Origin of the sequence: Paralcaligenes sp. KSB-10 (genome assembly GCF_021266465.1) — a bacterium.
Taxonomy (GTDB): domain Bacteria; phylum Pseudomonadota; class Gammaproteobacteria; order Burkholderiales; family Burkholderiaceae_B.
On record NZ_CP089848.1, the window covers coordinates 300,659 to 314,230 of the forward strand.

At 59.8% G+C, this 13,572-nt stretch carries 10 protein-coding genes; all 10 read left to right on the forward strand.

What is annotated here, in order from left to right:
• Nucleotides 1–17 precede the first annotated feature (17 nt).
• The 10 genes from LSG25_RS01365 to LSG25_RS01410 all read left to right on the forward strand — a co-directional run bounded on the left by LSG25_RS01365 (nt 18) and on the right by LSG25_RS01410 (nt 13,549).
• A complete protein-coding gene (locus LSG25_RS01365; RefSeq protein WP_232742937.1) occupies nt 18–1,037 on the forward strand; it encodes a TRAP transporter substrate-binding protein in 1,020 nt (339 codons plus the stop codon).
• 13 nt (nt 1,038–1,050) lie between these two features.
• Nucleotides 1,051–2,931, forward strand: coding sequence for a TRAP transporter large permease subunit (locus tag LSG25_RS01370; RefSeq protein WP_232742938.1), 1,881 nt, complete (start codon nt 1,051–1,053; stop codon nt 2,929–2,931).
• 47 nt (nt 2,932–2,978) lie between these two features.
• The gene (locus LSG25_RS01375; protein WP_232742939.1) at nt 2,979–3,518 is read left to right on the forward strand and encodes a VOC family protein; all 540 of its coding nucleotides are present in this window, start codon (nt 2,979–2,981) and stop codon (nt 3,516–3,518) included.
• A 34-nt stretch (nt 3,519–3,552) separates the two neighbouring features.
• Nucleotides 3,553–4,824 (forward strand): ribulose-bisphosphate carboxylase large subunit family protein, encoded by a 1,272-nt coding sequence (locus tag LSG25_RS01380; RefSeq protein ID WP_232742940.1) that lies wholly within the window; start codon nt 3,553–3,555, stop codon nt 4,822–4,824.
• Nucleotides 4,824–6,134, forward strand: a complete 1,311-nt coding sequence (locus tag LSG25_RS01385; RefSeq protein ID WP_232742941.1) for a four-carbon acid sugar kinase family protein — start codon at nt 4,824–4,826, stop codon at nt 6,132–6,134. The genes LSG25_RS01380 and LSG25_RS01385 overlap by 1 nt, the downstream gene beginning before the upstream one ends.
• Nucleotides 6,135–6,252: 118 nt before the next feature.
• The gene (locus tag LSG25_RS01390) at nt 6,253–8,718 is read left to right on the forward strand and encodes a DNA internalization-related competence protein ComEC/Rec2 (protein WP_232742942.1); all 2,466 of its coding nucleotides are present in this window, start codon (nt 6,253–6,255) and stop codon (nt 8,716–8,718) included.
• A 193-nt stretch (nt 8,719–8,911) separates the two neighbouring features.
• Entirely contained in the window at nt 8,912–10,144 is a 1,233-nt protein-coding gene (locus LSG25_RS01395; protein ID WP_232742943.1) for a 3-methyl-2-oxobutanoate dehydrogenase (2-methylpropanoyl-transferring) subunit alpha, read from the forward strand.
• 2 nt (nt 10,145–10,146) lie between these two features.
• Nucleotides 10,147–11,184: an alpha-ketoacid dehydrogenase subunit beta gene (locus LSG25_RS01400; protein ID WP_232742944.1), complete on the forward strand. Its 1,038-nt coding sequence runs from the start codon at nt 10,147–10,149 to the stop codon at nt 11,182–11,184.
• A 48-nt stretch (nt 11,185–11,232) separates the two neighbouring features.
• On the forward strand, nt 11,233–12,483 hold the full coding sequence (locus tag LSG25_RS01405; protein WP_232744523.1) for a dihydrolipoamide acetyltransferase family protein: 1,251 nt from the start codon (nt 11,233–11,235) through the stop codon (nt 12,481–12,483).
• A 142-nt stretch (nt 12,484–12,625) separates the two neighbouring features.
• Complete coding sequence (locus LSG25_RS01410) at nt 12,626–13,549, forward strand: alpha/beta fold hydrolase (RefSeq protein WP_232742945.1); 924 nt, start codon at nt 12,626–12,628, stop codon at nt 13,547–13,549.
• The last annotated feature ends 23 nt before the right edge of the window (nt 13,550–13,572 follow it).

Below are 13,572 nucleotides of genomic sequence, written 5' to 3' on the forward strand. Positions count from 1 at the left end.
TTAATCAGGAGACAACAATGCAAAAATATACTCGACGCAGTATGTTGAAAGCCGCGGCCGTGCTGCCTTTCGCGGGTGTGGTCAGCGCGTTGCCCATGGTCGCGCGGGCAGCCGAATTTTCCTATAAGTACGGTAATAACCTTCCGCTGGCTCATCCGCTGAATGTAAGGGCCCAGGAAGCGGCCAATGAAATCAAGGACAAGTCCAAGGGCCGTGTGGAAATCAAGATTTTCCCCAATAATCAACTGGGTGGCGATACCGATATGCTGGCTCAGGTTCGTTCCGGGGGCATACAGTTCTTTACACCTTCATCGCTGGTGATTGCCACCTTGGTGCCGGTGGCCGCGATCAATGCGGTGGGTTTTGCCTTTTCGGATTACGGGCAGGTCTGGAGTGCCATGGACGGCAAAGTGGGGTCCTATGTCCGTTCGTCCATCAGCAAAATTGGTTTGCATGCATTCGAGAAAATGTGGGATAACGGTTTCCGGCAGACCACCAGCAGCAAGGCTCCCATCAAGTCGGCAGCCGATATGGCCGACTTGAAAATCAGGGTGCCGGTCAGCCCCTTGTCCATATCGATGTTCAAAGGCCTGGGAGCCGCGCCAACCAGCTTGCAGTTCAGCGAAGTTTATTCTTCCCTGCAGACCAAGATCGTCGATGCCCAGGAAAACCCGCTGCCGATCATCCAGGTCGCCAAATTGTATGAAGTCCAGAAGTATTGTTCACTGACCAATCACATCTGGGATGGGTTCTGGTTTATTGCCAATGGCCGTGCCTGGGACCGCCTGCCCACAGATTTGAAAGCCATCGTTGCCGGGGCAATTAACGGCGCCGGCCTGCGCCAGCGCGACGACATCAAGAAACTGAACGATTCCGTACAGGCCGACTTGCAGTCCAAGGGGCTGGAGTTCAACAAAGTGGCCTCCGATAGTTTCCGTGCCAAATTGCGCGGCGCCGGCTTTTACAAAGAGTGGAAGGGCCGCTTCGGTAATGAAGCATGGGGCGTGCTGGAGCAGGCCGTCGGTAAACTGGTGTAGCGGCGGCAAACTCATGTCTTATGCGTATACATCGACCGTCGTATTGCCCGATGCGGCTTCAGGCACGGGGAAAATCGCGCAACGGCTGGATGTCTGCATAGGCACTGTCGTCGAGTTGTTGTGCGCTTTGCTGCTCGTAAGCGAAATCGTGATCCTGTTCAGCGGCGTGGTGGCGCGTTATGTGCTGCACGTGCCGCTGGTGTGGACCGACGAGCTGGCTTCCATGCTTTTTCTGTGGCTGTCCATGCTTGGGTCGGTGGTTGCCTTGCGCAGGAGCGAACATATGCGCATGACGGCCTTTATCGACCGCGTTGGGCCGCGCACCAAGGCATTGCTGGAGATGTTCGCATTGACGGCCTCTCTGGCATTCCTGCTTTTGATCGTCTTTCCCGCCTACGACTATGCGTATGAAGAGTCGTTCATTGTGACGCCGGCGCTGGAAATCAATAATGCCTGGCGGGCGGCGGCTTTGCCTATAGGCATCGTCTTGATGGTGCTGGTGTCCTTGTTGCGGCTGATCGGAACTCGCGACGGGAAGTCTGCCGTGCTGAGTGTCTTGTGCACGGCAGTCCTGGCCTTGGCGTTTTGGCTTGCCCAGCCCTGGTTCAACGGTTTGGGCGATATCAATCTGGTCATTTTCTTTGTGGTGCTGGTGGCCGCGAATGTATTTTCAGGTGTACCGATTGCATTTTCTTTTGCTCTCGCCACATTCGGCTACCTTGCACTGACGACCCAGACGCCCATTGTGGTGATGGTTGGGCGTCTGAACGAAGGCATGTCGCACCTGATCCTGCTGGCCGTTCCTTTGTTCATATTTCTGGGCGCCCTGATCGAAATGACCGGCATGGCCAAGGCCATGATCCAGTTCCTGGCCAGCCTGTTGGGACACGTGCGCGGCGGGCTGTCGTATGTATTGATCGGAGCCATGTATCTGGTATCGGGCATATCGGGCTCGAAAATTGCCGATATGGCCGCTATTACTCCCGTGTTGTTTCCGGAAATGCAAAAGCGCGGCGCCAAGCCAGGGGAATTGATCGCCTTGCTGGCGGCGACCGGCGCGCAGACCGAAACCATTCCGCCGTCCATCGTGCTGATCACGATAGGTTCGGTGACGGGAGTTTCCATCGCGGCCTTGTTTACCGGCGGCATTCTTCCGGCCGTGGTGCTGGGCATTGCCTTGTGCAGCGTTGTCTGGTGGCGCTATCGCAGGGAGGACCTCAGCCAGGTCAGCCGTGTAGGCAAAAAGGAAATCGGCCGATTGATGCTGATAGCCTTGCCTGCCATATGCCTGCCCTTTGTCATTCGGGCATCGGTGGTCGAGGGGGTTGCCACGGCCACCGAGGTTTCGACCATAGGCATCGTGTACACGATTTTCGTCGGCCTGTTGATCTATCGGCAATTCGCCTGGAAGCGGATAGTGCCGATCCTGGTGGAGACTTCATCACTTGCCGGCGCCATCATGCTGATCATAGGCTGTGCCACAGCCATGGCATGGGCGCTGACGCAGTCGGGTTTTTCCAGCGATCTGGCGCACTTCATGTCGCGGGTGCCGGGCGGGGCCTATGGCTTCCTGGCCATATCGGTCGTCACATTCATTATCCTGGGCAGCGTCCTGGAAGGGATCCCGGCGATCGTCCTGTTCGGGCCTTTGCTGTTTCCTGTTGCCAAGCAGATGGGCATACACGAAGTTCATTACTCGATGGTCGTTATTTTTTCCATGGGCATAGGCCTGTTCTCTCCTCCTTTCGGGGTGGGGTACTACGGCGCCTGTGCAATCAGCCGCGTCGATCCCAGCGAAGGCATACGCCACATCTGGGGCTATATCGTTGCGCTTTTGCTGGGCTTGCTGGTGGTGGCCGCTGTTCCGTGGGTGTCGATCGGATTTCTTAAATAGCACGCCGGGTTTTCCGGCATGAACTGTAGTGTGTATCAGGAAAAATTATGAGCCGTTTTTTTGGAGAAATCCGTCAACTGGGCTATGTCGTTCGGGACATCGAACAAGCCATGGAGCATTGGAGCCGCACCCTGGGGGTCGGGCCCTGGTACTACAACCCCAAGGTGCCCATCGTCAACTATCGCTACGATGGCAAGCAGTACGAACCGCATAACTCGGTGGCACTGGCCAATTCCGGTTTTGTGCAGGTCGAGTTGATTCAGGTGCGCAACGACGTACCATCCATGTACCGGGATTTTCTGCAGGCGGGCAATACGGGTTTGCAGCATGTGGCTTACTGGACCGAAGATTACGATGCCGATCTGCAGGGTCTGGTCGCGCAGGGCTTTACACCGAAAATGAGCGGCGAGGTCGGAGAGCGTGGCCGGTTCATTTATTTCGATACCGAGTTTCATCCGGGCACGGTCATCGAATTATCGGAAGTGGCCGGCCCCAAGGGCAAGCTGTTTGACCTGATCAGAAATTCATCGGTGGGCTGGAACGGGCAGGACCCGATCCGCGATTTCCCCGATCTGAACACACTGTGAGCAGGACCTTTCCCAGCTATATGAATGAGATGTCATGAACGCCGAGCGCATCCTGGCCAGTTATCTGATAGAAACACCGTTCCCTCCCGAAAAGGTTGCCGAGGTCATGGCGGGAGAACAATCGTGCGGCACATTTGCCCGGGTGGCGGGTGAAACCGATGAATTGCGCGAGCGCGCCAGGGCAACGGTAGAGTCAATCGAGGCGCTGTCGCCGGGCGATGAGCCAAGCCTGCCCAATGCCTATTTGCAAAAACGCGGCATAGGCGGGCCCTGGCACCGGGCCAAAGTGGACGTGTCGTTTCCGATTGAAAATATAGACGTCAATTTGCCGACACTGGCTGCCACTGTCTCGGGGAATTTGTACGATTTGGGCGAACTGACGGGCCTGCGGCTGGAGTCTTTGTCGATTCCATCCCGGTATCGGATGCTCTATGATTTGCCCGCACTTGGCATTCAAGGGACACGCGCCAGAATCGGCGTCGCGTCGGGCTGCCTCGTCGGCACCATCATCAAACCCAATGTGGGCTTGTCCGCCAAGCAGACTGCCGAATTGGTCAAGGTTCTGTGCGAAGCCGGTGTGGACTTTGTCAAGGACGACGAAGTTTGCGCCAATCCGCGGCACGCGCCTTTGGCGGAGCGTGTGCCGGCTGTCATGTCCGTTATCCGGGAACATGCCGAGCGCAGCGGCAAGCATGTCATGATGGCTTTCAATATCAGCGACGAAACCGACGCCATGAGGCGCCATGCCGAGCTGGTGGAACGAGAGGGCGGCAGTTGCGTGATGGCCAGCCTGAACTGGTGCGGCTATTCGGCGGTGCAAAGCCTCAGGAGAAGCACCGGGCTGGCCTTGCACGGGCACAGAAATGGCTTTGGCGCCTTGTCGCGCCATCCCATGCTGGGCATGTCGTTTCAGGCATACCAGGCTCTGTGGCGCCTGAGCGGTATCGACCACATGCACGTACACGGCCTGCAGGGCAAGTTTTCACAGAGCGATGAAGAGGTGGTGAGCGCGGCCGCGGACTGCTATACCGCCATGTCCGCAGACAAGGACGACCGTGTCTTGCCCGTGTTTTCCTCGGGCCAATGGGCAGGCACCGTTCCGGCGACCTGGTCGGCCATCAAAAGCGAGGACTTGCTGTTCATGTCCGGTGGGGGCATTCTCGCCCACCCGGGCGGGCCGGCCGCGGGTGTCGTCAGCATACGGCAGGCCTGGGAGTCCCGACGCGAGGGCGCAACGCTCGAGCACTATAGCCAGACCAGGCCGGAGCTGAAGGCGGCGCTTGAGTTCTTTGGACATTCCAGATAATGAGACTGGGCTGGTACGGCGATGATTTTACCGGCGCCACGGATACGCTGGCGGTTGCGGCGCAAGCCGGGCTGCGTTGCGCGCTGTTCCTGGATATTCCCGAACCGCGGCAGATGATCCGGATGGGCGGGCTGGACGCGCTGGGCATAGCCGGGTCGGCGCGCACCATGAGTCCGCAGGCAATGCGGCAAGAGCTGCCTCGCATCGGAGCGTTTTTCAAAACGCTGCAAGTTTCGGTATTGCATTACAAATGCTGTTCCACTTTTGACAGCTCGCCAAAGATCGGCAGCATTGGCGCGGCGCTGTCCATTCTTGATGCTTACGTCGATCGTGACACCGCCTATGTCGTGGGAGGGCAGCCTGACATAGGCCGTTATTGCTGTTTCAGCAATTTATTTGCCGCGGCCGGCGCAGGCGGCAAGGTCTGCCGGCTGGATCGCCATCCCACCATGACGCAGCACCCTGTTACGCCCATGGGTGAGGCCGATTTGCGCCTCCACCTGGGACAGCAATGGGCGGCGCCGATCGAGGCCGTGCATTACCCCAGTTATGGCTTGCCTGAGGATGAGTTCGATGGCCAGGTCGACGCAACGCTGCAGGATTTGAAAGGAGCCGGTCCAGCCGCAGTGCTGTTCGACATAGCCGACAGATCGCACCTGGGACCCTTGGGCCGGCAGATTTGGCGGCAGGCACGGCAAGGGTCATTGCTGGTCGCCGGCCCAAGCAGCGTCGTGCAGGCGCTGGCCGCTCACTGGGGGCCTGGCATTGAGCCCGCCGCGCCGCCCGCCGGGCGTAAAGACCCTGGCGCCGTATTTGTTTTTGCAGGCAGCATGTCGCCGGTTACGGCCAGGCAGGTGGAACAGGCGGGCTCTTATCGGCGTCTGCCGCTAGGCAGCCGGCAGTTGATCTCCGACCCGTCCTATCTTGCCAGGCAGATTGAGTCGATCGCCGGGCTGCTCGACGCGGGCAGCCATGTACTGGCCTACGTGGAAGCCGGTGGGCCGCGCACTCCAGACGTGTGCTCCGACGATCTGGCGCTGGTAACCGCCGAACTGGTCAAGCGGGTTGTAGAGCGGCAGGCCGCCGGGCCGCGGCCCTTGCTGCGGTTGGGTGTTGCCGGAGGCGACACCTCCAGCCGCGCGGCCAAGGCACTGGACATATGGGCATTGTCTTTTGTTCGCGTACTGAGCCCGGGGGTTGCCTTGTGCCGAGCGCATAGCGATGATCCGGTGCTGAACGGCATGGAGCTGATGCTCAAGGGCGGACAAATGGGGTCCGCCGATATTTTCGAGCAATTGCTGCAAGCCTGAGCCTCACGGACTGCCGGAACCCGCAGTCCAGGTAGTATCCACTATCTCGAATATGTCGCCGTGCGGCGGTTTTGTCGAACCGCCGCCGCTACGCTTTCCCGTTTTGGGAGTGCGAAACGTGACTGGGCGTTTATGCCTGCTGGCTGTAGTGCTGGCAACCGCTGCGGTACAGTGCCTTGCCGCCATGCCGGGTTACGCCATCTGGGCGGGCGTGGTGTTGGCTGCCGTGCTTGTGTCCTTGCCGATACTGAAAACCAGCCGTCCGTGGCAGGTTTTGTGGCCGCTGTGGGCGGCAGTATTGGGCCTGGTGCTGGCCGCCGCCAGGATTGAATATCGGCTGGCAGACGAATTGAGCCAGGGAAACGAAAATCGCGTATCGCGGGTGGTGCTGCGCGTGGCCAGCCTGGTCAAGCTGAATCCGGATAGTCGCCATTTTGAGGCCGAGGTCATTTCATCGCAGCCGGCGGGTGTGCCGTCGAGGATTTTTGTTTCCTGGGTGGCTCCGGGGAAAACCGGACCGTATGGGCGCTTTGGCCAAGAGCCGGCCGATTTTCCGGACCTGATCCCCGGCCAGATCTGGCGCATGGCGCTCACGCTGAAAAAGCCCCACGGCGCCCGCAACCCCCATGCCTTCGATTTTGAAGCCTATATGTTTGCGCAGGGGCTGCGGGCAACGGGCAGCGTGCGTGGCACGCCGCAGTATCTGGGCGACCAGGCCTGGGCGAGTTTGTCCATTGTTGCGCAAAGAGCCCGCCACTACGTGCGTGAAGCTATGCGGCCCCATCTCGATGGCATGCGCTATGGCGCCGTGCTGCTGGCACTGGCCATAGGCGACCAGGCCAGTGTCGGCGCTGGGGATTGGCAGGTTTTCAATCGCACCGGAATTACTCATCTGGTATCGATCAGTGGTTCGCATATCACCATGATTGCGGCCCTGGGCGGGATGGCAATGCTGTGGATCTGGCGCCGATTGCGGTTTCGCGGCCGGGCACTGGCGGAACGCATGCCGGCCCAGATTGCCGCGGCTATTGCGGCTTTGTGGGTAGCGTGGCTTTATTGCCTGCTGGCCGGCTGGGGGGTTCCTGCGCGGCGCACATTCCTGATGCTGGCGGTGGTGGCAGTGGCGCATGTGGTGCGCTTGCCCCTGAACAGTTCGAGGCTGTTATGCATGGTGGTCTTTGCGGTAGTTATGCTGGATCCGTGGGCTTTGTTCGCCAGCGGGTTCTGGCTGTCGTTCGGCGCCGTTTATGTGCTGATGGCCAGTTCGTCCTGGGCGGGACAGCGCCTGCGCGCGGCCGCAATGACCCGTACGCGCCGCATGCTCAGTTTCCTGCATTCCGCCAGCCGTCTGCAACTGGCGATTACCGTAGCCTTGATGCCGTTTCTGGCCCTGATTTTCCATCAGATTTCCATAGTTTCTCCATTGGCGAATACCTATGCGATTCCTGTCATCAGCCTGGTGGTGACTCCCTTGTCCCTGTTGCTGGCGGCCGCTGCTTTCGTGCCTGGCCTTGAGTGGCTGGCCGCAAGCCTGGCGTGGCTCGGTCATGCCAGCCTTGACCTGATGATGGGGCCGACGGTCTGGCTCGCCGAGCTCGGGCCGGCCAGTTTCGATGTGGCCGAAGCGCCATGGTGGCTTATGGCTTTGGCATTGTGTGGCTTGCTCCTGGCTGTCATGCCTTATGGCTTTCCTGCCCGCCGTTGCGCCTGGCTGCTTATGTTGCCTGCTTTGTGCTGGCGTCCGGAGCGGCCGCCGCAAGGGGGGTGGGACTTGTTCGCGCTGGATGTCGGGCAGTCCAGCGCCATCGTGGTCCAGACTGCGCGTCACGCACTGTTATTCGATACCGGTTTGCGCACGAGCGCCGCTTCGGATGAAGGCGCCCGCACGGTGTGGCCATTTATGCAGTCCGCGGGAATCAAGAAGCTTGACGTGATGGTGATATCGCACGCCGATATCGATCACGCCGGAGGCGTTCGCAGCGTGCTTGAGTCGGTTCCTGTGGGGCAGTCTTACAGTTCTTTCGATTTGTCCGCCTATCTGCGGCGCGAGGCGGGCCTGCTTGGCAAACCGCAAGAGATGCCGCGGCTGCCGCTGGCCATGTCGTCCTGCGAGCGGGGCGGAGCGTGGTCGACCGATGAGGTCGAATTTCAATTTTTGTGGCCGCTCAAATCAAGCCGGCCGGATCCGTCCGCCAGGCGCAACGACCAGGCCTGTGTCCTGCTGATTCGCGGCCGTCACCATTCGCTGCTGCTCACCAGCGATATCGGGCATGCGCAAGAAGCGTCCCTGCTGGACCGCGGCCTGGGGCGGGTCGATGTCGTGATGGCGGCGCACCATGGGTCCCGGTATTCATCGAGTCCAGGTTTCGTAAGCCGTGTGCAGGCTGGGCATGTGCTGGTCCAGGCCGGTTTGTGGAATCGCTACGGGCATCCCAGTCCTGAGGTTCAGCGGCGCTGGCAGGACGCGGGAGCCCGGTTTTGGCGCACCGATCTGCAAGGCGCCATTTTGGCCCGGTCGCGCAGTTCAGGCCTGCAGGTCGACAGCACGCGCCAACGATATCGCCGCTATTGGCAGGGCCGCTGATGAGGCTCGACACAGCCTTGCGCAAATGGGCAGGCATGGCCCGCATTTGCCGGTTTTTGTAGGCTGCCCATTTTTCCTCCCGAGCAGGCAGCCTTGCGGATTTTTCCAGGATGCGCGATGATTGCTTAACTATCCATAAGATATTTTCGACAGCGAAGCGTTCACAAGATTCTTCGAAAGCGAGCAAAAAGCAATGAGACACACATCACCCCTGCGGCTACATGTGCCGGAGCCCACTGGGCGTCCGGGGCACAAAACCGACTTTTCGTATCTACACCTGTCCGCCGCCGGCGAGGTGCGCCGCCCCCCCATCGATGTGGCGCCTGTCGAAACCGGCGATCTGGCCTATGCGCTGGTGCGGGTGCTCGACGACGATGGCAATGCCGTCGGCCCCTGGGCGCCCGATCTCGATCCGCAACAGCTGCGCGCCGGGATGCGGGCCATGATGAAAACGCGCATTTTCGATGCCCGCATGCTGATTGCGCAGCGGCAGAAAAAATTATCCTTCTACATGCAGTGCCTGGGTGAAGAGGCGATAGGCACCGCTCATGGCATGGCGCTCTCCGAAGGCGATATGTGCTTCCCATCGTATCGCCAGCAAAGCCTGTTGATGGTGCGCGATGTTCCCCTGGTCGACCTGATCTGCCAGTTGTTGTCGAACGAACGCGATCCGCTCAAGGGCAGGCAACTTCCGGTGCTGTACTCCGTGCGCAAGGCGGGTTTTTTTTCCGTTTCCGGAAATCTGGCCACGCAGTTCATCCAGGCGGTAGGGTGGGGCATGGCCTCGGCCATCAAGGGCGACACCAAAATCGCTTCCGGCTGGATAGGCGACGGCGCTACGGCCGAGGCCGATTTTCATACCGCCCTGACGTTCGCGCATGTTTATCGTGCGCCGGTCATCCTCAACGTTGTCAATAACCAGTGGGCTATTTCCACCTTCCAGGCCTTGGCCGGTGGTGAAAGCACTACGTTCGCTGCGCGGGGAGTCGGTTGCGGCATTGCTTCCCTGCGTGTCGACGGCAATGATTTTCTGGCGGTGTATGCCGCGTCGCAATGGGCTATCGAGCGCGCCCGCAGCAATCTCGGACCTACCCTGATCGAATGGGTAAGCTACCGGGGCGGCCCGCACTCAACATCGGACGACCCGTCCAAGTATCGTCCGGCTGACGATTGGGCCCAGTTTCCGCTGGGCGACCCAATCCCCAGGCTCAAGCGGCATCTCATCAACATCAATGCCTGGTCCGACAAAGAACACGAAGCGACGCAAAAAGAATTGGAAGCGCTGGTGATTGCCGCTCAGAAAGAAGCGGAGCGCTACGGTTCCTTGGCCACCGGCCACACCTTCAGTGCCGCGACGATGTTCGAGGATGTCTATAAAGACATGCCGGAGCATTTGCGTTTGCAGCGCCAGCAGCTTCAGGGGTGATCATGGCAGAGAACAGCAATCTACCCACACGGCCCATGACCATGATCCAGGCCTTGCGTTCCGCCATGGATGTCATGCTCGAGCGCGACAGCAACGTGGTTGTCTTCGGCCAGGATGTCGGCTATTTCGGCGGCGTGTTTCGCTGTACTGAAGGCTTGCAGGCCAAGTATGGCAAGTCGCGCGTATTCGATGCCCCGATCTCCGAAGGCGGGATAGTCGGAGCCGCCGTGGGCATGGGAGCCTATGGGCTGCGTCCGGTCGTGGAGATTCAATTTGCCGATTACTTTTATCCCGCCTCCGATCAAATCGTCTCCGAGGCGGCGCGGCTGCGCTACCGCTCGGCCGGCGAGTTCACCGCGCCGCTGACGATACGCATGCCCTGCGGTGGAGGCATATATGGCGGCCAGACCCATAGCCAGAGCCCGGAGGCCTTGTTTACGCATGTCAGCGGTCTGCGCACGGTGATGCCGTCCAATCCCTACGATGCCAAAGGTCTGCTCATCGCTTCGATCGAAAACGATGATCCAGTCATTTTTCTGGAACCCAAGCGCTTGTACAACGGTCCGTTCGACGGCCATCACGACCAGCCTGTGGTGCCATGGTCCAAGCATCCCTTGGGCGAAGTGCCGGAAGGCTACTACACGGTTCCGCTGGAGTCCGCGTCGGTTTTTCGTCACGGTTCCGATCTCACCGTACTGACGTACGGCACCATGGTTTTTGTATCTGAAGCGGCGGCGCAGGAAACCGGCATCGATGCCGAGATCATCGACTTGCGCAGCATCTGGCCGCTGGATCTGAATGCAATCGTCAGCTCGGTCAAAAAAACCGGCCGTTGCGTAGTGGTGCACGAGGCCACGCGTACCAGCGGCTTTGGCGCCGAATTGGTTGCGCTGATCCAGGAGCATTGTTTCTATCATCTTGAAGCCCCGATCGAGCGTGTCGCTGGGTGGGATACACCTTATCCGCATGCGCAAGAGTGGGAATATTTTCCCGGGCCGGCGCGAGTCGGCGCAGCCTTCAAGCGTGCAATGGAGGATTGACATGATTTTCGCATCCCTGTCTATTCCGGCTTGTTGCCCGGGGGCATGATGGCTATTCACATCATAAAAATGCCGGACATAGGCGAAGGCATTGCAGAGGTCGAGCTGGCCGAGTGGCATGTGCAGCCGGGCGAGAGCGTTACCGAGGACCAGGTGCTGGCCGAAGTCATGACCGACAAGGCGACGGTCGAGGTGCCGTCGCCTGTGGTGGGTACGGTGGTGGCTCTTGGCGGTGCGGTCGGCGATGTGCTGGCCGTGGGTGCCGAATTGATACGTATCGAGCTTGAAGGCGAGGGCGGCTCCAGCCCGGATGCGCCCGAGAAAAAAGAGCAACGCCAGGTTCGGCCCGCCGATTCTGCGCCGGCGCCCTCGATGCCGCAGGCGGGAAGGGAGCCTGGGGTCTTGGCCGAACAGGTATCGACTCAGGGTGAAAAGCCGCTGGCTTCTCCATCGGTGCGCCGGCATGCCAGGGAGCTTGGGCTTGAACTGAGCGAGGTGCGGGGCAGCGGTCCGGCCGGCCGCATCCGGCATGAAGACCTGGATGCCCATGCGGCCACCCCGGCCGCTTCAACCGCCACTGCGCCACGCTATGGCCGGCGGCACGATGAAACCGTTGTTCCCGTCATAGGTCTGCGCCGCAAGATTGCGCAAAAAATGCAGGAATCCAAGCGTCATATTCCACACTTCACCTATGTGGAAGAAGTCGATGTGACCGAGTCCGAGGCATTGCGGGCGCGGCTCAATGCCAAGTGGGGCGGCCAGCGTGGCCGCCTTACCATGCTGCCTTTGCTGATCCGGGCCATGGTGCTGGCCTTGCGGGATTTTCCGCAGATCAATGCGCGTTTCGACGACGAAAAAGGCGTCGTAACCCGCTACGGCGCCGTACATATGGGGGTTGCGACTCAAACCGAACATGGCTTGATGGTGCCGGTGTTGCGTCATGCCGAAGCATGCGATTTGTGGGCCTGCGCCGCGCAAATCTCGCGCCTTGCCGAAGCGGCGCGCGCCGGCAAGGCCTCGCGCGAAGAGCTTTCCGGCTCAACCATCACCATCACCAGCCTGGGTGCCTTGGGCGGCATTGTGTCCACCCCGGTGATCAATCATCCGGAAGTGGCTATAGTGGGCATTAACCGCATCGTCGAACGGCCGGTCATTCTTGGCGGAGCGGTGGTCGCAAGAAAAATGATGAATCTGTCTTCCTCATTCGATCATCGCGTGGTCGACGGCCTGCATGCCGCGGAGTTCGTGCAAGTGGTGCGCGGCTATCTTGAATGCCCGGCCACCATGTTTGTAGAGTAAGCCAAACCGGTTCGAAACTGGAAGCCTGTTCCGAATCGGTTTACCATCCTGTAATACATCCACATCCACTCTCCGGTTGTGCCGCATGGTGCATTCCTGCATTGAAGCGCGGCTATGGTATTTTTTAAGCGAGCTCCTTGTCATGACAGAACCCCGTCTCGATTATGTAACCTGCGCGAGCCCTGCCGGCTTGCATCGCATGGCTTATTGGGAATGGGGCGATCCGCAGAACGATAAAGTGTTGTTGTGCCTGCACGGCCTGACGCGTACCGGGCGGGATTTCGATAATCTGGCCGCTCGCCTGAGCGCCCACTATCGGGTGGTGTGCCCCGACGTGGCGGGCCGCGGCAAGTCCGACTGGCTGCTTGATCCGTCCGGCTATGTGGTGCCGCAGTATGCCGCCGACGTGCTGACCCTGATCAATCGCCTGCAGGCTTCGCAACTGGATTGCCTGGGTACTTCCATGGGAGGGCTGATTTTGCTGGCGTTGGCCGGCTCGATCGCGATGTCGGCCGCGGCTCGTCCGGATCGGGGCGAATTCGGACTGCCGGCCAGCCAGGCCTTGCGCCTGGGTAAAATCGTGTTGAACGATATCGGGCCCAGCCTGAACTTCGAGGGACTCAAGCGTATCGGTGAATATGTGGCGGAAGCAAAGCAGTTCGATACTTTTGCCCAGGCCGTCGATTATGTGCACACTGTTTCCGAAACTTTCGGGCCCCACACCCAGGCCCAATGGGAGCAGCTCACCAAGTACGTGTTCAATCATCAGGGCGGGCATTGGGTCAAGCATTACGATCTGGCCATGTCACAACCGTTTTCTTCGCAAACGCCCGAAGCCGTTCAGGCTTCCGAGGTTCTGTTATGGGGAGCCTATCAAAGTATCGCGACGCCTGTCCTGCTGGTCAGGGGAGCCTTGTCGGATCTGCTGCCCGCCGAGGTTGCCCAGCAGATGCTGGCCCGTAATCCGCATGCGCGCCTGTTCGAAGTTCCGGGAGTCGGCCATGCGCCCACTTTTTTGAACGACGATCAAATTGACCCGGTCGAACGATTTTTGTTGGACGACTGACAGCGGAGTATGCTGTTTTTCGA